We start from the raw sequence: 20,423 nt of genomic DNA on the forward strand, positions 1-20,423 counted from the left end.
CGGCGCCTATCATCCCAAAAGCGAATTGTTCGACTTGCAGCCATTCAAAACTGGAATACTTAAATGGAATTCAACCAGCTCCGCAGCTTCGTCGAGGTCGTCCGCCAGGGCGGCTTCACCCAGGCCGGGCGTGCCCTGCACGCCACCCAGTCGACCATCAGCAAGCAGGTCGCGCAGCTGGAACAGCGCCTCGACGTGCAACTGCTCGAACGCAACGGCCCGCACCTGCGCCTCACCGAGGCCGGCGCACTGGTGCTGCGCCGTGCCGAGGAGATGCTGCGCCTGCGCCAGGACCTGCAGAGCGAGCTGCACGACCTCAGCCAGCTGAAACGCGGCGAGTTGCGCCTGGGCCTGCCGCTGCTGGGGGGCGAGGTGCTGTTCGCCGAGCTGTTCAGCGAATACCGGCGGCGCTACCCGAACATCAACGTGCACCTCGCCGAGGGCGGCAGCAAGCTGCTGGAGCAGGCCATCCTGCAGGGCGAGCTGGAGCTCAGCGGCAGCCTCACGCCCACCGATCCGGCGTTCGATCACCAGCCGTTCTGCAACGAGCCGCTGGACGTGCTGCTGCCAGCCGACCACCCGCTGCACGACCAGCAAAGCCTGGCCCTGGCGCAGCTCGCCGACTCGGCCTTCCTGCTCTACCAGCAGAGCTTCACCCTCAACGACCGCCTGCTGCAGGCCTGCAAGCAGGCCGGCTTCACCCCGCGCGAGGCAGGGCGCAGCGGCCAGGCGGACTTCCTCGCCGCGCTGGTGGCGGCCGGCCAGGGGGTGGTGCTGCTGCCGCGCATCGTCGCCCGCCAGCTGGAACGGCCGGGGATCATCCGGCTGCCCCTGCGCGAACCGGACCTGCGCTGGGACATCGCCTTCGTCTGGCGACGCGGCGGCTACCTGTCGAAGGCGGCGCAGGCCTGGCTGGCGTTGTTGCGGGAGAAGGGACCGCTGGCCCGGCCCTGAGCGGGCCGCGGCCGGGGCAGGATCAGGCGCCGCGCAGGGCCTGGATGAGCCCGGCGATCCAGGGCTCGGCGTCGACTTCGGGGGTCACGGTCTCGCTGGAGTCCACGCGCAGCATCTCCACGACTTCACGGATGCCCAGCTCGGCGTAGAGCTCGCGCACCTGCTCGCCACCGCCGCAGAACAGGTCGTAGCTGGAGTCGCCCAGGGCCAGCACGGCGCCGGGGCGGCCGCGCCAGTCGGGGAGCTGGTCGCGGATGCTGTGGTAGAGCGGCAGCAGGTTGTCCGGCAGTTCGCCCATGCCGGTGGTCGAGGTCACGGTGAGGAAGGCGTCCGGGGCGAAGGCCTTGAGCTCGTCGAGCCCCATGTGGGCCTTGTGCCAGGCCTCGAAACCGGCGGCCTTGAGCAGGCGCTCGGCATGGCGGGCGACTTCTTCGGCGGTGCCATAGACCGACCCGGAGAGAATGGCGACTTTCATGACAACTCCTGAAACGTTGGCAAACGGCGCGCATTATGCCGCAAGTGGAAAGCCTGGGCCGATGTCTTAGAATCTCGGAGCCACCGAACCGAGAGCCACTACATGATCAACGCCAAGCTGCTGCAACTGGTGATCGACGCGTCCAACGACGGCATCGTCGTCGCCGAGCAGGAGGGCGAGGACAACATCCTCATCTACGCCAACCGCGCCTTCGAACAACTCACCGGCTACGCCCGCGACGACATCCTCTATCAGGACTGCCGTTTCCTGCAGGGCGAGGACCGCGACCAGGTCGCCCTCGCCGCCATCCGCCAGGCGATTCGCAAGGGCGAACCGTGCCGGCAGATCGTGCGCAACTACCGCAAGGACGGCAGCCCCTTCTGGAACGAGCTGTCGATCACCCCCGTGTTCAACGAGGGTGACCAGTTGACCTATTTCATCGGCATCCAGAAGAACGTCACGCCCGAGATCGAGGCACGGCAGCGTGTCCGCGAGCTGGAGGCGGAAGTGGCGGCCCTGAAGGCGGAGCTGGCGGCCAAGGGCTGAGCTGCCGAGCCGGAACGAGACGCCCCGCGCGAGGCGGGGCGTCTTGTGGGAATAAAAGACCGGCGGCCGAAGAGGAACAAGGAGGGGGACGCGTTGGCGGCCGGTTGCGCAGTTGGAAGGCTCACCACCAATTCTTGTACATAAAATAGATTTGTACAGGAATCGCATCGAAAATTTTTAGACCCGCGTCGAATCAGGTGTCCAGGTGCCCCGCGAGGAACTGCGCCAGGCGCCGCTGCATCGAGCGACCGTCGCTGCCCAGGCAGGCGACGGGCGAGCCATCGAGGCTGTCCCCCAGGAGGTCCGCCGCCTCGCCGGCCAGGGCCAGGGGGCAGTCGAGGGTCAGGGCCAGACGTGACAGGCGGCTGGCAGCATCGTCCTGCGGCGGGTGGTTGGAGAACAGCACCAGCGCCTGGGGCCGCATCTTCTCGCAGACCAGCGCCAGCTCCTGGAGGGGTTGCTCGAGCCCCAGGACGCTGACCGCCACCTCATCGCTGCCCATCAACAGGCCGGCCACCAGCAGCTCGAGTTCGCGGCATTCGCCGGGAATGGGCGCCAGCAGCACACGGTCATCGGCGAGATTGCGCGCCAGCTGCAGGCGCTGCAGCACCCGCGCGCGCAGGAAGGCGTCGAGGAAGGCCCATTCGCTGGCCGCGCCGTATTCGTCCTGGCGCAGCAACAGGTCGCGCCACACCGGCATGAGGACATCCTGGAACGCCACCGGGACCGGGTAGGTGGAGAACACCTGGCCGTAGAGACGCTCCACGCCCGCTTCGTCGAAGCCCGCCAGGACCCGGCGCAGCTGCGCCTGGAGCTCGACCCACTCGGCGCTCGCCACGCCCTGGTAGGCCGGCACCGCCGGGGCCTTGGCCTGGGCGCTGCGGGCCAGGATGGTGCCCACCTTGCTCACCGCCACGCCGCGGTCCATCCAGGCGAGGATGTTGCGCACCGCCTCGATGTCGGCGAAGGAATAGAGGCGATGGCCGCTGTCGGTGCGGGTCGGCTTGATCAGGCCATAGCGTCGCTCCCACGCACGCAGGGTGACCGGGTTGACGCCAGTGAGGCGGGAAACCTCGCGGATGGGGAACAGTTCTTCCTGCTGCATGGCGATATCGGCCTGAGGGGCGGCGGCGGGTTCGATCATGATCGGCTGCGGTGGATGGACGATGCGGCTGAGTTTAACCCAGCACGGGCCTCGCGCTCGAATGCATGTCTGACGGGCGGGCGCACCAGCCTGGTGCGATGTGCGCCAGCCGACGCGGCGCCAGCGACCGGCTGTCCGCCTGCAACCCGCGAGGAGACGTACCCCTGGAGATTTTTGGCGAATCCGGAATAATCCTTGCCTCTTCGAATACGCAGCCCATCACCCCGGGCTGCGTTTCGCGCCCCGCCTACCCGGCCGGGTGCCCGTTCAGTGGAGATACACGATGTCTGCCGACCCCGTCACCCTCATGGTGGCGCGCCGCGTTTCCCGCGAGCGCTATTCCGATTTCATGGCCTGGCTGCGCGAAGGCGAGCAACTGGCTGCCGACTTCCCCGGCTACCTCGGCTCCGGCGTGCTCGCGCCGCCTCCTGAAGACGACGAATTCCAGATGATCTTCCGCTTTGCGGACGAGTCGACCCTGTCGGCCTGGGAGCACTCCGCTTCGCGCCGCGCCTGGCTGGAGCGCGGCGCCGGCCTCTTCGAGCAGCCCCATGAACACCGCGCCCTGGGCCTGGACGCCTGGTTCGGCAGTGCCGATCGCCGTCCGCCACGCTGGAAGCAGAGCGTGGCCATCTGGCTGGCGTTCTTCCCGGTGTCGCTGGGTTTCAACCTGTGCTTCGGCCCCTGGCTGGCCGACCTGCCGCTGGTCCTGCGCATCCTCCTGAGCACCCTGGCGCTGACGCCGTTGATGACCTACTGGTTCATCCCGCTGTCCACCCGCCTGCTGGCCCTCTGGCTCAACGCACCCGCCCCCCGCACCCGCCGCCCGGGCGCCACCGCGCCCTCGCGATAACGTCACAAAGGTTGTACAGGCACGACACCTGTACAACCACAAAACGCGCCCACCCCCTCTATAACCCCACACAAATCAAGGCCTTGGCTGAAATAGCAGTCGGAATCCGTATTTTTGCGGCGCCAACAATTGTACAAATGCGGGCATCTGGTATAAGTTTTCAGCATTCCGCCCTCCCCCGGGCATCGTCCTGCCTCGAGGCCCCCCATGAGCCCTTCGGCCGCTCCCATCCTGATCACCGGCGCCAGCCAGCGCGTGGGCCTGCATTGCGCCGAGCGCCTGCTGGACGACGGCCAGCCGGTGATCATCAGCTACCGCACCGAGCGCGATGGCGTGCACCGCCTGCGTGAGCGCGGGGCCTGCGTGATCGCGGCGGACTTCTCGGACGAAGCCGGGATCCTCGCCTTCATCGAACGCCTCAAGGCCGCCACCCCGCACCTGCGGGCCATCGTGCACAACGCCTCCGACTGGCTCACCGAAGCCCCCGGCCACGAGGCCGAGGCCTTCCAGCGGATGTTCAGCGTGCACATGCTGGCGCCCTACCTGATCAACCTGCACGCCGAGCCGCTGCTGCGCCACGGCGGCCCGGCCGACATCGTCCACATCAGCGACGACGTGGCGCGCAAGGGCAGCGAGAAGCGCATCGCCTACTGCGCCAGCAAGGCCGGGCTGGACAACCTCACCCTCTCCTTCGCCGCGCGCTACGCCCCGGCCATCAAGGTCAACGGCATCGCGCCGGCGCTGGTGATGTTCAACGACAACGACGACGCGGCGTACCGCGAGAAGACCCTGGCCAAATCCGCGCTGGGCATCGAGCCGGGCGCCGAGGTGGTCTACCAGGGCCTGCGCTACCTGCTGGACAACCCCTACGTCACCGGCACCACCCTGACACTGAACGGTGGCCGTCACCTCATATGAGGCGGCCGCGAGGAAACCATCGATGAGCGAACAACTGCCCCACCATTACCGGGAAATCCTTCTCGGCCTGGGCGAAGACCCGCAGCGCGAAGGCCTGCTGGACACCCCCAAGCGCGCCGCAAAGGCCATGCGCTACCTGTGCCACGGCTATGAACAATCGCTGGACGAGATCGTCAACGGCGCGCTGTTCGCGTCCGACAACGACGAGATGGTCATCGTGCGGGACATCGAGCTCTATTCACTCTGCGAGCACCACCTGCTGCCCTTCATCGGCAAGGCCCATGTGGCGTACATTCCCACCGGCAAGGTGCTGGGGCTGTCCAAGGTGGCGCGCATCGTCGACATGTTCGCGCGCCGGCTGCAGATCCAGGAGAACCTGACCCGGCAGATCGCCGAGGCGATCCGCGACGTGACCGGCGCTTCCGGGGTGGGCGTGGTCATCGAGGCCCAGCACATGTGCATGATGATGCGTGGCGTGGAGAAGCAGAATTCGCAGATGCTCACCTCGGTGATGCTCGGCGCCTTCCGCGAGAGCTCGACGACCCGTCACGAATTCCTGCAACTGATTGGACGGAGCAAGTAACAATGCCGCGACTGGAGCCCGGAATGGCGCGAATCCGCGTCAAGGACCTGCGCCTGCGCACCTTCATCGGGATCAAGGAAGAGGAGATCCTCAACAAGCAGGACGTGCTGATCAACCTGACCATCCTCTACCCCGCCGTGGAGGCCGTGGAGGGCAACGACATCGAGCACGCGCTCAACTACCGCACCATCACCAAGGCGATCATCCGCCACGTCGAGGAGAACCGCTTCGCCCTGCTGGAACGCCTGACCCAGGAGATCCTCGACCTGGTCATGGCCAACCCCAGCGTGCGCTACGCCGAAGTGGAAGTGGACAAGCCCCACGCCCTGCGTTTCGCCGAGTCGGTGTCCATCACCCTCGCCGGCCACCGCTGAGGCACCCCCTTGATGCCCGGCCGCTCGCCGGGCATTGCCGCAGCCGCGAGCCACTCTTATCATCCCGGCGCACCCGCCACCCGAGCCCAGGAGTACTGCGATGAACGAGCAAGAACGCCTCGAACTCGAAGCCGCCGCCTTCCGCCAACTGGTCCAGCACCTGCGCAGCCGCCCGGACGTGCAGAACATCGACCTGATGAACCTCGCCGGCTTCTGCCGCAACTGCCTGTCCAAGTGGTACAAGGCCGCCGCCGACGACCTCGGCGTCGAGGTCACCCCCGACCAGGCCCGCGAAGAGGTCTACGGCATGCCCTATGCCGACTGGAAGGCCAAGTACCAGAAAGAAGCCAGCGCCGAGCAGCAAGCGGCCTTCAACAAAGCGAACAAAGAATGACCCTGATCGATTTCCGCGCCCGCCTGCGCAGCGGCCAGCACGCCTTCGCCGACACCCTGGCGTTCATCGCCGCAGGCTACGACTACCAACCCACCGCCTTCGCCAACGGCAAGGTGGAGAACGCCGCCGGGCAGAACGAGGGCTCCTGCAAGACCCTCGGCCTGGCCCTGCTCGAAGGCCTCGGCCTGGAAGAGGCGCTGCTGGCCTTCGGCGAGCACTACCGCGCCGTCCTTGCCACGCCGCAAGGCAGCGACCACGGCAACATCCGCGCCCTCATGGAAACCGGCCTGGCCGGTGTCCGCTTCGACGGCGAGCCGCTCAAGCGCAAGGCCTGAGGCGGTGCCGGGCAGCGCTCCGGGCTGCTGCTCATCTGTCAGAGAAAGCTGACATACGTCACAAAGGGAACAACGTATCCTGCGCGACGTAACGGGAACACCAGGGACGGTGTCCTACGCATATACGCCCGTTGTGCGTTCCCCTTCCCGTGCAGTTTCGGAGTCGCATGGATGCAACAGACCCTCGTTTGGAAACCCTGGACCAACCCCGGCATCGAGAACCTGCGCCTGCATGTCGACAGCGCCGGCATCCACGCCAGCAGCCACCTCATGCTCAGTGCCGGCGGACAGAGCTTCGCCGCCACCTACGTGCTCGACTACGACCCCTGCTGGCGCTTCCGCAGCCTGTGGATAAAGGTCGACAACCATGGCCAGGCCAGCCTGCGCCTGCAGCGCGACATCCGAGGCCAGTGGCGCCTGGACGGCCAGCCGCGCGGTGACCTCGACGCCTGCCAGCAGGTGATGCTCTCCGCCAGCCCCTTCACCCATACGCCGATCCTGCAGCGCAGCGCCCTCGAATGCGGCCAGAGCGAGGAGGTGCAGATCGCCTTCATCGACCTGCCCAGCCTCGCCGTGCAGGCTCGCAGCCAGCGCTATCAATGCCTGCGCAGGCAAGCGGAACAGACCCTCTACCGTTGCGAACCCCAGGGCCGGCACAGCACTGAACTTGCCCTCGACCCCAACGGCCTGGTGCTCAGGGCCAGCGACCAGTTCCTGCGCATCAGCGCCCGCACCCTGAGCCTGGACGAATTGCCCATCAGTACCCTGGTGTGAATCCCGCGCCATGAAAAAGCCCCGCCGAAGCGGGGCTTTTTGTTCACGAGGATGACCTGCACCCTAGGTTGGCGCCGAGCGCAGCGAGGCCCGACACCTGGACAGTCACATTCCTCGGACCTCGTCGAGATACCGCTCCACATCCAGCGCCGCCATGCACCCGGCACCCGCCGAGGTGATGGCCTGGCGGTACACGTGATCGGCCACGTCGCCCGCCGCGAACACGCCGGGGACGTTGGTGGCGGTGGCATTGCCGTCGCGGCCGCCGTTGACCACCAGGTAGCCGTCGCGCAGGGCCAGTTGCCCGTCGAACAGCGAGGTGTTGGGCGTATGGCCGATGGCGACGAACAGGCCGTCCACCTTGAGTTCGTCGGCACTGCCGTCGTTGTTGCGCAGGCGCACGCCGGTGACACCCATGTCGTCGCCCAGCACCTCCTCCACCTGGGCGTTGAGCTTGAGCACGATGCGGCCTTCGGCGATGCGTGCCTTGAGCTTGTCCTGGAGGATCTTCTCGGCACGGAAGGTCTCGCGGCGATGCACCAGGGTCACCTTGCTGGCGATGTTGGCCAGGTACAGCGCCTCCTCCACGGCGGTATTGCCACCGCCCACCACCGCCACTTCGCGGTTGCGGTAGAAGAAGCCGTCGCAGGTGGCACAGGCGGACACGCCCTTGCCCATGAAGCGTTCCTCCGACGACAGCCCCAGGTAACGGGCGCTGGCGCCAGTGGCGATGATCAGCGCGTCACAGGTGTAGGTGCCGCTGTCACCGCGCAGGGTGAAGGGCTTGCCGGCGAGGTCCACGGCATTGATGTGGTCGAAGACGATCTCGGTCTCGAAGCGCTCGGCGTGCGCCTGCATGCGCTGCATCAGCGCCGGGCCGGTGAGGCCGTGGGGGTCGCCGGGCCAGTTGTCGACTTCGGTGGTGGTGGTCAGCTGGCCGCCGGCCTGCATGCCGGTGATCAGCAGCGGCTTGAGGTTGGCACGCGCGGCATAGACGGCCGCGCTGTAACCGGCGGGGCCGGAGCCGAGGATGATGACCCGTGAATGGCGCGTGGCGGACATGACTGACACCTCGTGAAATAAAAGGAGGTCACTGCGGGCACTTGGGGAAGGCTTTGGAAGTGCAGCGACCTCGCGAACCGTCGGGGCCGGCGGGATGAGCGCCCGGGCCCCGAAATTGCTGGCAAGGCTATCGGGCGCCACCCGGGCACGGAAATACGCATTCCTTATCCCGACCATAGGGCGGTCCTATCGCTGGATGGGAAGCGCGACGCAGCCGCTTTTACCGGTCGCGCAAAGCCGGTAAGGTCGCGCCATGTCCACCCTCTGGAGTCCTCGATGCCCGCCCCCGCCCTGTCCGGCCCGCAATACCTCGGCGAAGGCCTGAAACTCATCCTCAGCCCCGGCCTGCGCCTGTTCGTGCTGCTGCCGCTGACGCTCAACCTGGTCCTGTTCATCGCCCTGATCGGCTTCGCCATGCAGCAGTTCAGTGGCTGGGTGGATGCCTTCATGCCCAGCCTGCCGAGCTGGGCGAGCTTCCTCGAATACCTGATCTGGCCGCTGTTCGTGATCCTGGTACTGCTGATGGTGTTCTTCAGCTTCACCATGATCGCCAACATCATCGCCGCGCCGTTCAACGGCTTCCTTGCCGAGAAGGTGGAAGTGGTGGTGCGCGGCCAGGACGATTTCCCCCCCTTCAGCTGGGCCGAACTCACTGCCATGGTGCCGCGCACCGTGGGCCGCGAGCTGCGCAAGCTGGGCTACTTCCTGCCACGGGCCATCGGCCTGCTGATCCTCAGCTTCATCCCCGGGGTGAACCTGGTGGCGACGCCGCTGTGGTTCCTCTTCGGCGTATGGATGATGGCCGTGCAGTACATCGACTACCCGGCGGACAACCACAAGCTGGGCTGGAACGAGATGCTCGCCTGGCTGCGCGAGAAGCGCTGGCAGAGCCTGGGCTTCGGCGGCTCGGTGTACCTGGCGCTGCTGATCCCCTTCGTCAACATCGTGATGATGCCCGCCGCCGTGGCCGGGGCCACCCTGTTCTGGGTCCGCGAAGGCGGCGAGAAGGCCCTGCCGCAGGCCTGAACCACCCCGCCCCGGCCACTCGCGCCGGGGCTGTCACCCAGCCGTCATACAAATTTCACACTGGCTACATGGCGCTGATCGACACTGCATCCATGAGCCTGCTGCCCCTGAACATCTCGCTGATCAGCGAAACCTTCCTGCCGGAGATCAACGGCGTCGCCAATACCCTGGCGCGCCTGTGCGACGGCTTGCGCGCCCGTGGCCACCGCCTGCAACTGGTGCGCCCGCGCCAGGCCTGCGACCAGGGGGTCAAGAGCAGCGACGAGCTGCTGCTGGTGCGCGGCTGGCCACTGCCCGGCTACCCCGGCCTGCAATGGGGCCAGTCGAGCCTGCACAAGCTGCTCGCGCGCTGGAAGCGCAAGCGCCCGGACGTGCTCTACATCGCCACCGAAGGCCCGCTCGGCCTCTCCGCCCTGCGCGCCGCGCGGCGCCTGGGCATCCCGGCGATCAGCGGCTTCCACACCAACTTCCAGCAGTACACCGGGCACTACGGCGTCGGCCTGCTGACCCGCCTGATGACCAACTACCTGCGCTGGTTCCACAACGCCTCGCAACTGACCCTGGTGCCCAGCGCCAGCCAGAGCGAGGAGTTGCGCCGTCGCGGCTTCGAGCGCCTGGCGCTGCTCTCGCGCGGCGTCGACGGCCAGCTGTTCAACCCGGCCCGGCGCTGCGCCGCATTACGTGAATCCTGGGGCCTGGGGGCGGACGACATCGCCGTGCTGCACGTCGGTCGCCTGGCGCCGGAGAAGAACCTCAAGCTGCTCGGCCCGACCTTCCGTGCCCTGCAGCAGGCTTATCCACAGAAGACCATGAAGCTGATCCTGGTGGGCGACGGGCCGCAGCGTGCGCAACTCCAGGCGGAACTGCCGGACGCCCTGTTCCGTGGCCTGCAGCGGGGCGAGGAGCTGGCGAGGCACTACGCCTCCAGCGACCTGTTCCTGTTCCCCAGCCTCTCCGAGACCTTCGGCAACGTGGTGCTCGAAGCCCTCGCCTCCGGGCTCGGCGTGGTGGCCTTCGACCAGGCCGCGGCGGCGCAGCATATCCGCCACGGGCACAACGGCGCACTGGCGATGCCGGACGTGCCGGTGACCTTCAGCGATGCCGCCTGCTGGCTGCTGGAAGACAGCGAGACCCTGCGCCGGGTGCGCCTGAACGCGCGCCAGCATGCGGGCCGCCAGGGCTGGGAAGCGATCATCCAGCAGTTCGAGCAGCACCTGCACAGCGTCCAAAAGGCGCCGCCCGAGCCGCAGACGGCACCGGGGCTGGACCGCCTGCAGCGCTGATCAGCCGAAGGGACGGGGCGGCGCGGCGAAGGCCAGGCTCAGCGCCCCCTTGCCCAGGTTGATGGCCCCGGTGGGGCTGAGCATCGCCACCTGCAGGTTCACCTCGCGCTGGGCGCAGGTCGCCTCCAGCTGGGCGAACCCCGGCAGGTCGCGTACCACCGACAGGTCACCCGCATAGCTCAGGCACAGCTGCGGGGCCAGCAGCTCGCCCGCCAGCACTTGGGCGGTGGCGTGGGCCAGCAGCTTCTGTGCCGCGCGCTCGAAGCTGGGCGCCAGCGAAACGGGCTTGTCCTCGCCCTGCTGCACGCTGATCACAGGTTTCACCTCCAGCAGCGAGCCCAGCCCCAGCGCCGCGCCGCGCATGCGGTCGAGCAGGCCGCCGCGCTCGCCCTTCTGGAAGCCGCGCCGGCGCAGGTGGCCGAGGTCGTCGGCGATGAGGAAGGTGCAGACGCTTTCCGACAACTGCTCCAGGCGCGCACGCACGGCGCTCGGGTGGGCGCCACCGGCGATCAGCCGGGCCGCCTCGGCAGCGAGCACGGCACTGCCGGCGAACATGCTGCGGCCATCCACCACGCGCATGGCGAAGGGGCTGTTGAGGCCGGCCTCGGCACGGCGCTCGCGGTAATGCTGGAGCAGGCCGAAGGAGGCCTGGGTGGCGTGCTCGAAGATCGGGCTGCGCAGGCTGGAGATGGTCAGGCAGATGACGTGGTCGTAGGCGGTCACCAACTCTTCGAGGAACCACTGCTGCATCTCCGCCACCGACAGCGCGTCGCTGTGGTCCTCGGGGGCGACGCTGGGCAGCTGCTCGGCATAGAACTGCCGCGTGGCTTCCGGCACGCGACGGTCCACCAGGGCGTCCCGCCCCAGGTGGATACGGATCGGCAGCACACGGATGCCGTGGGCGGCGAGGAATTCCTGAGGCAGGTCACAAGTGGCATCCACTACCAGTCCAGTGCGCATGACGACTACTCCTTCGGCCGGTGAACCGGCGCTTGTTGTGATGTTCGCGACCATGCGCCTTCCACCCGGCCAAGTCAGCCCAACCGATTGAGGGTTCGACGGGATATCGCGAGGCATAAAAAAGCCCCGCACGAGACGGGGCTGGAAATGGGTGCGCCGGCCAGGCCGGCGCACCGGGGGTCATGCTCAGACCAGGCTGGTCAGGGCGTCGCGGCTGAACGGCAGGATGTCCTGCATGCGGCCTTCGCGGACCTTGGTCGCCCAGTCCGGGTCCACCAGAAGGGCGCGGCCCACGGCAACCAGGTCGAACTCCTCCTTGTTCAGGCGCTCCAGCAGGCCTTCGATGTTGGCCGGCTGGGCGACCTTGTCGGTCTTGACCATGAACTGCAGGAACTCGCCATCCAGGCCGACGCTGCCGACGGTGATGGTGGGCTTGCCGGTGAGCTTGCGGGTCCAGCCGGCCAGGTTGAGGTCGGAGCCGTCGAACTCCGGCTCCCAGAAGCGGCGGGTGGAGCAATGGAAGATGTCCACGCCGGCATCGGACAGCGGCTTGAGGAAGGCGCCCAGCTCCTCGGCGGTCTGCACCAGGCGGGCGGTGTAGTCCTGCTGCTTCCACTGGGAGAAGCGGAAGATGATCGGGTAGTCGGGGCCTACGGCCTCGCGCACGGCCTTGATCACCTCGATGGCGAAGCGCGAGCGGTTGGCCAGGCTGCCGCCGTAGCCGTCGGTGCGCTGGTTGGTGCCTTCCCAGAAGAACTGGTCGATCAGGTAGCCGTGGGCGCCGTGCAGTTCCACGCCATCCATGCCGATGGCCTTGGCGTCACGGGCGGCCTGGGCGTAGGCGGCGACGACCTCGTCGATGTCCTGCTGGGTCATGCCGTGGACCACCACCTGGCCGTCCTTGAGCTTCTCGCTGGGGCCGTAGCCGGGGACGCTGGCGTCCGGCTCGGTGCCCAGGCGACGGACGTTACCGACGTGCCACAGCTGCGGGACGATCTTGCCGCCTTCGGCGTGCACGGCATCGACCACCTGCTTCCAGCCGGCCAGGGCGTCTTCGCCGTAGAAGCGCGGAACGTGGGGGTAACCGTTGGCGGCCTGGTGGCCGATGGTGGTGCCTTCGGTGACGATCAGGCCGACGCCGGCCGCAGCACGGCGGCGATAGTACTCGACCACCTGCTCGGTGGGCACGCCGCCCGGGGAGAAGGAGCGGGTCATGGGCGCCATCACCACGCGGGTCGGCAGCTCCAGGGCGCCGAGGCGGAAGGGGGCGAACAGGGCGTCTACGGATGCGGTCATCGGGGTCTCCTGATTCCGGCCAAGTGACCGGTCGTCTCGTTTATGGGCTTTTTAGGGGGTCACACCCGCAGCAGGCGCTGCAGGCGGGTCATGAAATCCAGCAGCGGCCGGGCGCCGGCACCGACTTTGAGGCGGGTGAGCACGCCCTGCCAGGCGTTGGCGATGAAGCCGGCGAGGTTGGCGCAGTCCTCGTCCTCCGGCAGCTCGCCGGCACGCTGGGCCTCTTCCAGGCAGGCCTGGAGGATGTCCGCCGAGCGCTGCAGGATGGCGTCCACCTGGGCACCGATGGCCGGCGACAGTTCGGCCATCTCGAAGCTCAGGCTGCCGATGAAGCAGTGGTATTCCAGCTTCTCGTGGCGGGTGAAGTGGCTGACCAGTTCACCGTAGTAGTCGAGCACCCGCTGGCACGGGCTCTTCGCCGGGTCGGACAGGGCCTGGGCATAGCGCTCGAGGCGCGGCGAGTAGAGGTAGTCCAGCGCCTGCAGGGCGAAATCCTCCTTGCTGGCGAAGTAGTGGTAGAAGGACCCCTTGGGAATCCCCGCCGCCTGGACGATCTCCTGCACACCGGTGCCGTGGTAGCCCGAGCGGGTCATCACGCCGGTGCCCTTGGCCAGGATCAGGTCACGCTTGTCGAGTCGGATGCTGTTCATGGCGGCGAGCATACGACCGGTCGTCTCGCCCGGCACAGCACTATTGATCAGGGTGATTTTGGGGCAGAAAGCAGGAACGCCTTACCCGGCGGTAATGGCCTGTGGTGAAGGTAAGGGCGGTGTGGGCGTCGTAGGTTGGCGCCGAGGGCAGCGAGACCCAACGCAGCGATGTTCTGCCCCGCTGCGAGCTCCCCTGTGGGAGCGGCTTCAGCCGCGAAAGCCCCGTCGCCGGCACCTGGCTGCGAGCGACTGGGGGCTCCATCGCGAATGAATTCGCTCCCACGGAATGTGCCTTCCAATCACGATTCATGTAGGGGCGACTTCAGTCGCCAGGCGGGCCGCAGGGCAGCCACTACAGGAATTCCCGATGGCATCGCCTGGTGGATGAAAAAGCGCCATCCACCCTACACAGGTACCGCCGTCGAGCAGGGGGAGCGACTCAGCCCAGCGCCTTCTCGATGGCCAGCACCAGCGCGGGATCGTCCGGGGCGGTACGCGGGGAGAAGCGTGCCAGCACGCGGCCGTCCTGCCCGACGAGGAACTTCTCGAAGTTCCAGGTGATGTCGCCGGGGAACTCGGCGCCCTCTCCCGCCAGCAGGCGATACAGCGGATGACGCCCCGGCCCGTTGACCTCCAGCTTGCTGCCCAGCGGGAAGCTGACGCCGTAGTTGAGGCTGCAGAACTCGCGGATCTCGTCCTCGCTACCCGGCTCCTGACCGGCGAACTGGTTGCAGGGCAGGCCGAGCACGGTGAAGCCCTTGTCGCGGTACTGCTGGTAGAGCTTTTCCAGCCCGGCGTATTGCGGTGTCAGCCCGCACTTGGAGGCGACGTTGACCACCAGGACCACCTGCCCCTTGTAGGGCGCCAGAGGCAGCTCCTGACCGTCGAGGGCACGCAGGTTGAGGTCGTGGAATGCACTCATGACAAACTCCTGGATCGTCGCAAGGGGAACAACGCAGCGGGACAAAAAAGGCGCCCGTAGGCGCCTTTTCGGTTGATCAGAGCTTAGCAGCCCGATGGCGACAGAGCGTTGCCGCAAGTCGCCTGGCCGCTCGCCGATCAGTGGTGGTGACCACCTTCGCCATGGATATGGCCGTGGGCGATCTCTTCGGCGTTGGCTTCACGCACGTTGACCACTTTCACGTCGAAGTTCAGGCGCTGGCCGGCCAGCGGGTGGTTGCCGTCGACGGTCACGTCGTCGCCGTCGATGTCGCGGATGGTGACGATCTGCATGCCGCCGTCCGGGCCGGACGCATGGAACTGCATGCCGACTTCCAGTTGATCGACGCCTTCGAACATGGCGCGGCTGAGGGTGGCGACCAGCTCGGCGCTGTATTCGCCGTAGGCTTCTTCGGGCTCGATGGCGACCTTGATCGCATCACCGGCCTGCTTGCCTTCCAGGGCCTTTTCCAGGCCGACGATGATGGCGCCGGAACCGTGCAGATACACCAGCGGCGCGCCGCCAGCGGAGCTGTCGATGACCTCACCGGCATCATTGGTGAGCGTATAGTCGATGGAGACAGCCTTGTTGGCGGCAATCAGCATGGTGCGAGACCTTTTGGAGAAGATTGAAGAACGTGCAAGTCTAACTGCCAAGACGGCCGATTGCGACCCGAAGGCTGACGGACGGATCGTACGCTTGCTTGACTTCCGCCAGGATGACGAAGGCCATTGGGTGGCAGTCTTGACCTGCGGCCACACCCAGCACCTGCGCCACCAGCCGCCCTGGCAATCGCGCGCCTGGGTGCTGGACCCGGCACAACGCGAAGCACGGCGCGGTCAGCCTTTTTCCTGTGGCTGGTGCGCCCGTGGCGCGGCCCCCGAAACTACCAAGGAGCAATGATGCCCTCACGCAACATTCTGGTGATCAACTGTGGCAGCTCGTCGATCAAGTTCGCCCTGGTCAGCGAGGCCCATTCGCAATTCCCCCTGTTCGGCATCGCCGAGCGCCTGGGCAGCCGTGACGCCGAGCTGCGCTGGCAACGCGGCGGCGACAAGGACAGCCTGATGATCCCCAATGGCGACTACCGCGTCGCCCTCTCGCAGTTGCTCCCCCTGGTGCAGGCGGCCACCGGCGGCAAGCTGCACGGCATCGGCCACCGCGTGGTGCACGGTGGTGAACGCTTCACCTCGGCACATCGCCTGAACAGCGAGGTGATCGCCGCGATCCGCGCCATCGCCCCCCTCGCCCCGTTGCACAACCCGGCGGCATTGCAAGGCATCGAAGCGGCCATGAGCGTCTACCCGCAACTCCCCAGGTGGCGGTGTTCGACACCTCCTTCCACCAGAGCCTGCCCGAGCACGCCTACCGCTACGCCGTGCCGGAACAGCTCTATCGCGATCATGGCGTGCGCCGCTACGGTTTCCACGGCACCAGCCACCGCTACGTCAGTCACCGTGCGGCCGAAATTGCCGGGCTGTCCATCGGCGACAGCAGCTGGCTCTCGGCGCACCTGGGCAACGGCTGCTCCACCTGCGCCATCGTCGACGGCCAGAGCCGCGACACCAGCATGGGCCTGACGCCCCTCGAAGGCCTGGCGATGGGCACGCGCAGCGGCGACATCGATCCCAATCTGCACAGCCACCTGGCCAGCACCCTGGGCTGGAGCCTCGAAGAGATCACCCGCGTGCTCAACAGCGAGAGCGGTCTCAAGGGACTGTCCGGGCTCTCCAACGACATGCGTGCCCTTGAACAGGCGCGCGAGCAGGGCCACCCCGGCGCCACCCTGGCCATCGAGGTGTTCTGCTACCGCCTGGCGAAGAGCCTGGCGGCCATGAGCTGTGCCCTGCCGCAGCTGGACGGCCTGATCTTCACCGGCGGCATCGGCGAGAACTCGCCGCTGATCCGCAGCAAGACGGTGGCGCACCTGAAGCTCTTCGACCTGGCCATCGACAAGGAGGCCAACGCCCGCTGCATCCGTGGCATCGCCGGGCCAATCCACAAGTACGGTCACACGCGCATCCTCGTGGTCCCGACCAACGAGGAGCGGCAGATCGCCCTCGATACCCTCGCCCTGCTCAACTAAGGCGGCTCCATGCATACATTCTTCATCGCCCCCACCGGTTTCGGCGTCGGCCTCACCTCCATCAGCCTGGGCCTGGTGCGTGCCCTGGAACTGGCCGGCCTCAAGGTCGGTTTCTACAAGCCCATCGCCCAGCCCCACCCGGGTGATCGCGGGCCCGAGCGCTCCAGCGAACTGATCGCCCGCACCCACGGCCTCACGCCCCCAAGGCGCTGGAGCTGTCACAGGTCGAGCGCATGCTCGGCGACGGCCACCTCGACGAACTGCTTGAGGAAATCGTCAGTCGCTACCAGCAGGCCGCCGAAGGCAAGGACGTGGTGATAGTCGAGGGCATGGTGCCCACCCGCCACGCCAGCTATGCCGCACGGGTCAACTTCCACCTGGCCAAGAGCCTCGACGCCGAGGTGATCCTGGTTTCCGCGCCGGAGAACGAGACCATCACCGAGCTCTCCGATCGCATCGAGATCCAGGCCCAGCTGTTCGGCGGGCCGCGTGATCCGAAGGTGCTCGGGGTGATCCTCAACAAGGTGCGCGAGGCCGGCTTCGCCGAGCAGATCCGCGAGAACTCCTCGCTCCTGCGCAGCGACGACTTCCGCCTGCTCGGCTGCATCCCCTGGGAAGACGAACTGAACGCCGCGCGCACCCGCGACGTGGCCGACCTGCTCGGCGCGCGGGTGATCAACGCCGGCGACTACGACCAGCGCCGCGTACAGACCATCGTCCTCTGCGCCCGCGCCGTGCCCAACACCGTGCCGCTGCTCAAGCCCGGCGTGCTGGTGGTGACCCCGGGCGATCGCGACGACATCATCCTCGCCGCCAGCCTCGCCGCCATGAACGGCGTGCCCCTGGCCGGCCTGCTGCTGTGCAGCGACTTCCCGCCGGACCCGCGCATCATGGAGCTGTGCCGTGGCGCCCTGCAGGGCGGCCTGCCGGTGCTCGCCGTGGCCACCGGCTCCTACGACACGGCCACCAACCTCAACCGCATGAACAAGGAAATCCCGGTGGACGACCGCGAGCGCGCCGAGAAGGTCACCGCCTTCGTCGCCCGCTTCCTCGACCAGGACTGGCTGCGCGACCGCTGCGGCACCCCGCGCGAGCTGCGCCTCTCGCCCCCGGCCTTCCGCCACCAGTTGGTCAAGCGCGCACAGCTGGCCGGCAAGCGCATCGTCCTGCCCGAGGGCGCCGAACCCCGCACCGTGCAGGCCGCCGCCATCTGCCAGGCCCGCGGCATCGCCCGCTGCGTGCTGCTGGCCAAGCCCGAGGACGTGCAGGCGGTCGCCGCCGCCCAGGGCATCGTCCTGCCAGAGGGGCTGGAGATCCTCGACCCCGACCTGATCCGTCCACGCTACGTCGAACCCATGGTCGAACTGCGCCAGGGCAAGGGCCTCAACGCGCCCATGGCCGCCGCGCAACTGGAGGACAGCGTGGTTCTGGGCACCATGATGCTGGCCCTGGACGAGGTCGACGGCCTGGTCTCCGGCGCCGTGCACACCACCGCCAACACCATTCGCCCGGCCCTGCAGCTGATCAAGACCGCGCCCGGCTACAAGCTGGTGTCCTCGGTGTTCTTCATGCTGCTGCCGGAGCAGGTGGTGGTCTACGGCGACTGCGCGGTGAACCCCGACCCGAGTGCCGCCGAACTGGCCGAGATCGCCCTGCAGAGCGCCGACTCCGCCGCCGCCTTCGGCATCGAACCCAAGGTGGCGATGATCAGCTACTCCACCGGCGACTCCGGCAGCGGCGAGGAAGTGGAAAAGGTCCGCGAGGCCACCCGCATCGCCCGTGCCGCGCGCCCCGACCTGCTGATAGACGGCCCGCTGCAATACGACGCCGCCGCCATCGACAGCGTCGGCCGGCAGAAGGCGCCCAACAGCCCGGTGGCCGGCCACGCCACGGTGTTCGTGTTCCCCGACCTGAACACCGGCAACACCACCTACAAGGCGGTGCAGCGCAGCGCCCAGGTGATTAGCGTCGGGCCGATGCTGCAGGGCCTGCGCAAACCGGTGAACGACCTCTCCCGCGGCGCCCTGGTGGACGACATCGTCTACACCATCGCCCTCACTGCCATCCAGGCGGCGACCCGAAGCTGAGTACCGCGCCTGGCGGGTGGCCGTGCCGCCCGACCAGGCGGTCACCCTTGCCGCTTGCAGTTCAGTGAACAGGCGTTAACCTGTGCCACCACTGGCCCCGCCGCGTGCGCGGCATCCCCTCAACAGGGCGGCACAGACCGCCCGGAAACGAGGTCACGACCTTCATGCTGAGCTTTCTTCCCGCCTTCGTTCGCGGCGTACTCGCCTCCCTGCTGCTGGCGCTCAACACCCTGTTCTGGTGCTGGCCGCTGTTCGCCGTCACCCTGCTCAAGCTGATCCTGCCGTTCCGCCCGGCGCGCCTGGCGCTGAACTGGGTGGTGAACTTCATCCACGAAGCCTGGGTGACCTGCAACAAGGGCTGGATGAACCTGGTGCGCGATACCCGCTGGAAGGTGGAGGGCCTCGACGGCCTCGACTACCAGCACTCCTACCTGGTCACCAGCAACCACCAGAGCTGGGTGGACATCCTGGTGTTGCAGTACGTGCTCAACCGCCGCATCCGCCCGCTGAAGTTCTTCCTCAAGCAGGAGCTGATCTGGGTCCCGGTGATCGGCCTGTGCTGGTGGGCGCTGGAATTCCCCTTCATGAAGCGCTACTCCAAGGCCTACCTGGCCAAGCACCCGGAGAAGAAGGGCAAGGACCTGGAAACCACCCGCCGCACCTGCGACAAGTTCCGTGACAACCCGGTGGGCATCTTCAACTTCCTCGAAGGCACGCGCTTCACCGAGGGCAAGCACCGCGAACAGGCCTCGCCCTTCAAGTACCTGCTCAAGCCCAAGGCGGGCGGCATCGCCTTCGTCCTCGACGCCATGGGCGAGCAGATGCAGGCGCTGCTCAACGTCACCATCCACTACCCGGAAGGCAACCCGAGCTTCTGGACGCTGATGGCCGGCGACATCCCCGAGGTGATCGTGCGCATCCAGGCGATGCCGATTCCCCAGGAGTTCATCGGCCGCAGCTACGACCAGGACGAGAACTACCGCAAGACCTTCCAGCTCTGGGTCAACCAGCTGTGGGAAACCAAGGACGCCGAGCTGGAGCAGCTGCACCGGCAGTTCCCGCCGAGCCGCTGAGGCATCGCCCCGGAACGAGAAAGCCCGCCTATCGGCGGGCTTTCTCGTCGTGGATACGTCTGTTCGATGGTCTCCGCGTTTGCGGGAGTGGCTGGCCATGCGGAGCATCTCGCAACGCCGTCATCCCCGCGCACGCGGGGACCCACTAAAAGCCCCGCGCGGCGGAACGAGCCCGGCACCGTTGGGCCTCGCTGCGCTCGGCACCAACCTACGGTGTTCCCTTTCAGCCCGACAGCACCTCGTCCACCTGCAGCAGCGGGGCGATGTTGGTGTAGCGCGGGATGTCCTCGTTGATCGCCTGGCCGTTCTTGCGCAGCGTCGCCTGCAGGCTGTCGATGGACTTGATCCAGATGTTGGCCAGGCACAGGAAGGGCGCGGCCGAGCCATCGCCGGAAGCGAGCCCCTTGCGCACTTCGACCTTGACCAGGTTGTCCCCCAGCATCTCGCTCACCATTGGGATGTGCGTCTTGAGGTAGTAATCGAAATCGAAGGTGCCGCCCTCGTTGTTCGGATAGGCCACAAACAGGCAATACATGGGAAAACTCCTTGGGTTGGCCGGCTGCACGGGCGCGCCGTGGGGCAAGTGTAGGACGCCCCATGAGGGGCGCTT

At 67.2% G+C, this 20,423-nt stretch carries 22 protein-coding genes and 2 pseudogenes; 15 read left to right on the forward strand and 9 right to left on the reverse strand.

Going from position 1 to position 20,423, the window contains the following annotated elements; genetic code table 11:
* The first annotated feature begins 63 nt into the window (after positions 1–63).
* Complete coding sequence (locus PHLH3_RS25080; RefSeq protein ID WP_213626204.1) at positions 64–954, forward strand: LysR family transcriptional regulator; 891 nt, start codon at positions 64–66, stop codon at positions 952–954.
* 22 nt (positions 955–976) lie between these two features.
* On the opposite strand, the gene PHLH3_RS25085 is transcribed toward PHLH3_RS25080, so the two are convergent.
* Positions 977–1,429, reverse strand: coding sequence for a flavodoxin (locus PHLH3_RS25085; RefSeq protein ID WP_173172678.1), 453 nt, complete (start codon positions 1,427–1,429; stop codon positions 977–979).
* Positions 1,430–1,531: 102 nt separating this feature from the next.
* Between PHLH3_RS25085 and PHLH3_RS25090 the strand changes: the two genes are divergently transcribed.
* Positions 1,532–1,975 carry a PAS sensor domain-containing protein gene (locus tag PHLH3_RS25090; RefSeq protein WP_021217027.1) on the forward strand — a complete coding sequence of 148 codons (444 nt, stop codon included), beginning with the start codon at positions 1,532–1,534 and terminating at the stop codon, positions 1,973–1,975.
* A gap of 193 nt (positions 1,976–2,168) precedes the next feature.
* Here the strand turns inward: PHLH3_RS25090 and PHLH3_RS25095 are convergent, their stop codons facing one another.
* Positions 2,169–3,119 carry a MerR family transcriptional regulator gene (locus PHLH3_RS25095; RefSeq protein WP_213626205.1) on the reverse strand — a complete coding sequence of 317 codons (951 nt, stop codon included), beginning with the start codon at positions 3,117–3,119 and terminating at the stop codon, positions 2,169–2,171.
* Between the two features lie 283 nt (positions 3,120–3,402).
* Here PHLH3_RS25095 and PHLH3_RS25100 point away from each other — a divergent pair, with 283 nt between their 5' ends.
* The 7 genes from PHLH3_RS25100 to PHLH3_RS25130 all read left to right on the forward strand — a co-directional run bounded on the left by PHLH3_RS25100 (position 3,403) and on the right by PHLH3_RS25130 (position 7,350).
* Positions 3,403–3,972, forward strand: coding sequence for an antibiotic biosynthesis monooxygenase (locus PHLH3_RS25100; RefSeq protein WP_213626206.1), 570 nt, complete (start codon positions 3,403–3,405; stop codon positions 3,970–3,972).
* 207 nt (positions 3,973–4,179) lie between these two features.
* Positions 4,180–4,890 carry a dihydromonapterin reductase gene (folM, locus tag PHLH3_RS25105; protein WP_213626207.1) on the forward strand — a complete coding sequence of 237 codons (711 nt, stop codon included), beginning with the start codon at positions 4,180–4,182 and terminating at the stop codon, positions 4,888–4,890.
* A 22-nt stretch (positions 4,891–4,912) separates the two neighbouring features.
* On the forward strand, positions 4,913–5,473 hold the full coding sequence (gene folE, locus PHLH3_RS25110) for a GTP cyclohydrolase I FolE (RefSeq protein ID WP_213626208.1): 561 nt from the start codon (positions 4,913–4,915) through the stop codon (positions 5,471–5,473).
* Between the two features lie 2 nt (positions 5,474–5,475).
* Positions 5,476–5,847: a dihydroneopterin triphosphate 2'-epimerase gene (gene folX, locus PHLH3_RS25115; RefSeq protein WP_031286921.1), complete on the forward strand. Its 372-nt coding sequence runs from the start codon at positions 5,476–5,478 to the stop codon at positions 5,845–5,847.
* Between the two features lie 100 nt (positions 5,848–5,947).
* Positions 5,948–6,241 (forward strand): DUF1244 domain-containing protein, encoded by a 294-nt coding sequence (locus PHLH3_RS25120; RefSeq protein ID WP_111260030.1) that lies wholly within the window; start codon positions 5,948–5,950, stop codon positions 6,239–6,241.
* The gene (locus PHLH3_RS25125) at positions 6,238–6,576 is read left to right on the forward strand and encodes a HopJ type III effector protein (protein WP_173172672.1); all 339 of its coding nucleotides are present in this window, start codon (positions 6,238–6,240) and stop codon (positions 6,574–6,576) included. Before PHLH3_RS25120 ends, PHLH3_RS25125 begins: the two co-directional genes overlap by 4 nt.
* A 171-nt stretch (positions 6,577–6,747) precedes the next feature.
* A complete protein-coding gene (locus PHLH3_RS25130) occupies positions 6,748–7,350 on the forward strand; it encodes a putative glycolipid-binding domain-containing protein (RefSeq protein ID WP_213626209.1) in 603 nt (200 codons plus the stop codon).
* 105 nt (positions 7,351–7,455) lie between these two features.
* Here PHLH3_RS25130 and trxB read toward each other — a convergent pair whose 3' ends face one another.
* A complete protein-coding gene (gene trxB / locus PHLH3_RS25135; protein WP_213626210.1) occupies positions 7,456–8,412 on the reverse strand; it encodes a thioredoxin-disulfide reductase in 957 nt (318 codons plus the stop codon).
* Positions 8,413–8,688: 276 nt separating this feature from the next.
* Here trxB and cysZ point away from each other — a divergent pair, with 276 nt between their 5' ends.
* Positions 8,689–9,438, forward strand: a complete 750-nt coding sequence (gene cysZ / locus PHLH3_RS25140; protein ID WP_111260026.1) for a sulfate transporter CysZ — start codon at positions 8,689–8,691, stop codon at positions 9,436–9,438.
* 68 nt (positions 9,439–9,506) lie between these two features.
* Complete coding sequence (locus PHLH3_RS25145; RefSeq protein ID WP_213626211.1) at positions 9,507–10,721, forward strand: glycosyltransferase family 1 protein; 1,215 nt, start codon at positions 9,507–9,509, stop codon at positions 10,719–10,721.
* Here PHLH3_RS25145 and PHLH3_RS25150 read toward each other — a convergent pair whose 3' ends face one another.
* From PHLH3_RS25150 to PHLH3_RS25170, 5 genes are all read right to left on the reverse strand, one after another.
* On the reverse strand, positions 10,722–11,681 hold the full coding sequence (locus tag PHLH3_RS25150) for a DegV family protein (protein ID WP_213626212.1): 960 nt from the start codon (positions 11,679–11,681) through the stop codon (positions 10,722–10,724).
* Between the two features lie 186 nt (positions 11,682–11,867).
* Positions 11,868–12,977: an NADH:flavin oxidoreductase gene (locus tag PHLH3_RS25155; RefSeq protein ID WP_173172659.1), complete on the reverse strand. Its 1,110-nt coding sequence runs from the start codon at positions 12,975–12,977 to the stop codon at positions 11,868–11,870.
* A 59-nt stretch (positions 12,978–13,036) separates the two neighbouring features.
* Positions 13,037–13,627, reverse strand: a complete 591-nt coding sequence (locus tag PHLH3_RS25160; RefSeq protein WP_213626213.1) for a TetR/AcrR family transcriptional regulator — start codon at positions 13,625–13,627, stop codon at positions 13,037–13,039.
* A 439-nt stretch (positions 13,628–14,066) separates the two neighbouring features.
* Positions 14,067–14,549: a glutathione peroxidase gene (locus PHLH3_RS25165; protein ID WP_173172655.1), complete on the reverse strand. Its 483-nt coding sequence runs from the start codon at positions 14,547–14,549 to the stop codon at positions 14,067–14,069.
* A gap of 137 nt (positions 14,550–14,686) precedes the next feature.
* On the reverse strand, positions 14,687–15,172 hold the full coding sequence (locus tag PHLH3_RS25170) for a peptidylprolyl isomerase (RefSeq protein WP_213626214.1): 486 nt from the start codon (positions 15,170–15,172) through the stop codon (positions 14,687–14,689).
* On the opposite strand from PHLH3_RS25170, the gene PHLH3_RS25175 reads away from it, so the two are divergent.
* The 4 genes and pseudogenes from PHLH3_RS25175 to PHLH3_RS25190 all read left to right on the forward strand — a co-directional run bounded on the left by PHLH3_RS25175 (position 15,141) and on the right by PHLH3_RS25190 (position 19,813).
* The gene (locus PHLH3_RS25175) at positions 15,141–15,470 is read left to right on the forward strand and encodes a DUF3565 domain-containing protein (RefSeq protein WP_213626215.1); all 330 of its coding nucleotides are present in this window, start codon (positions 15,141–15,143) and stop codon (positions 15,468–15,470) included. The two genes, PHLH3_RS25170 and PHLH3_RS25175, sit on opposite strands and share 32 nt — an antisense overlap.
* Positions 15,470–16,653 (forward strand): annotated as a pseudogene (locus PHLH3_RS25180) (acetate kinase). The gene PHLH3_RS25175 and the pseudogene PHLH3_RS25180 overlap by 1 nt, the downstream one beginning before the upstream one ends.
* A gap of 9 nt (positions 16,654–16,662) precedes the next feature.
* A pseudogene (gene pta, locus PHLH3_RS25185) lies at positions 16,663–18,740 on the forward strand (phosphate acetyltransferase).
* A gap of 164 nt (positions 18,741–18,904) precedes the next feature.
* Positions 18,905–19,813, forward strand: coding sequence for an acyltransferase (locus PHLH3_RS25190; RefSeq protein ID WP_213626216.1), 909 nt, complete (start codon positions 18,905–18,907; stop codon positions 19,811–19,813).
* 223 nt (positions 19,814–20,036) lie between these two features.
* Here the strand turns inward: PHLH3_RS25190 and PHLH3_RS25195 are convergent, their stop codons facing one another.
* Positions 20,037–20,348, reverse strand: a complete 312-nt coding sequence (locus PHLH3_RS25195; RefSeq protein WP_213626217.1) for an EthD family reductase — start codon at positions 20,346–20,348, stop codon at positions 20,037–20,039.
* Between the last annotated feature and the right edge of the window lie 75 nt (positions 20,349–20,423).

Source organism: Pseudomonas sp. Pc102, from assembly GCF_018408275.1.
Lineage (GTDB): Bacteria > Pseudomonadota > Gammaproteobacteria > Pseudomonadales > Pseudomonadaceae > Metapseudomonas > Metapseudomonas tohonis.

Coding starts and splice junctions, on each gene's coding strand:
- folX (WP_031286921.1), top strand. CDS start 5,476: ATGCCGCGACTGGAGCCCGGAATGGCGCGAATCCGCGTCAAGGACCTG.
- PHLH3_RS25195 (WP_213626217.1), bottom strand. CDS start 20,348: ATGTATTGCCTGTTTGTGGCCTATCCGAACAACGAGGGCGGCACCTTC.
- PHLH3_RS25190 (WP_213626216.1), top strand. CDS start 18,905: ATGCTGAGCTTTCTTCCCGCCTTCGTTCGCGGCGTACTCGCCTCCCTG.
- PHLH3_RS25175 (WP_213626215.1), top strand. CDS start 15,141: ATGGAGACAGCCTTGTTGGCGGCAATCAGCATGGTGCGAGACCTTTTG.
- PHLH3_RS25150 (WP_213626212.1), bottom strand. CDS start 11,681: ATGCGCACTGGACTGGTAGTGGATGCCACTTGTGACCTGCCTCAGGAA.
- cysZ (WP_111260026.1), top strand. CDS start 8,689: ATGCCCGCCCCCGCCCTGTCCGGCCCGCAATACCTCGGCGAAGGCCTG.
- folM (WP_213626207.1), top strand. CDS start 4,180: ATGAGCCCTTCGGCCGCTCCCATCCTGATCACCGGCGCCAGCCAGCGC.
- PHLH3_RS25165 (WP_173172655.1), bottom strand. CDS start 14,549: ATGAGTGCATTCCACGACCTCAACCTGCGTGCCCTCGACGGTCAGGAG.
- PHLH3_RS25130 (WP_213626209.1), top strand. CDS start 6,748: ATGCAACAGACCCTCGTTTGGAAACCCTGGACCAACCCCGGCATCGAG.
- PHLH3_RS25120 (WP_111260030.1), top strand. CDS start 5,948: ATGAACGAGCAAGAACGCCTCGAACTCGAAGCCGCCGCCTTCCGCCAA.
- trxB (WP_213626210.1), bottom strand. CDS start 8,412: ATGTCCGCCACGCGCCATTCACGGGTCATCATCCTCGGCTCCGGCCCC.
- PHLH3_RS25145 (WP_213626211.1), top strand. CDS start 9,507: ATGGCGCTGATCGACACTGCATCCATGAGCCTGCTGCCCCTGAACATC.
- folE (WP_213626208.1), top strand. CDS start 4,913: ATGAGCGAACAACTGCCCCACCATTACCGGGAAATCCTTCTCGGCCTG.
- PHLH3_RS25170 (WP_213626214.1), bottom strand. CDS start 15,172: ATGCTGATTGCCGCCAACAAGGCTGTCTCCATCGACTATACGCTCACC.
- PHLH3_RS25095 (WP_213626205.1), bottom strand. CDS start 3,119: ATGATCGAACCCGCCGCCGCCCCTCAGGCCGATATCGCCATGCAGCAG.
- PHLH3_RS25125 (WP_173172672.1), top strand. CDS start 6,238: ATGACCCTGATCGATTTCCGCGCCCGCCTGCGCAGCGGCCAGCACGCC.
- PHLH3_RS25090 (WP_021217027.1), top strand. CDS start 1,532: ATGATCAACGCCAAGCTGCTGCAACTGGTGATCGACGCGTCCAACGAC.
- PHLH3_RS25100 (WP_213626206.1), top strand. CDS start 3,403: ATGTCTGCCGACCCCGTCACCCTCATGGTGGCGCGCCGCGTTTCCCGC.
- PHLH3_RS25155 (WP_173172659.1), bottom strand. CDS start 12,977: ATGACCGCATCCGTAGACGCCCTGTTCGCCCCCTTCCGCCTCGGCGCC.
- PHLH3_RS25160 (WP_213626213.1), bottom strand. CDS start 13,627: ATGAACAGCATCCGACTCGACAAGCGTGACCTGATCCTGGCCAAGGGC.
- PHLH3_RS25080 (WP_213626204.1), top strand. CDS start 64: ATGGAATTCAACCAGCTCCGCAGCTTCGTCGAGGTCGTCCGCCAGGGC.
- PHLH3_RS25085 (WP_173172678.1), bottom strand. CDS start 1,429: ATGAAAGTCGCCATTCTCTCCGGGTCGGTCTATGGCACCGCCGAAGAA.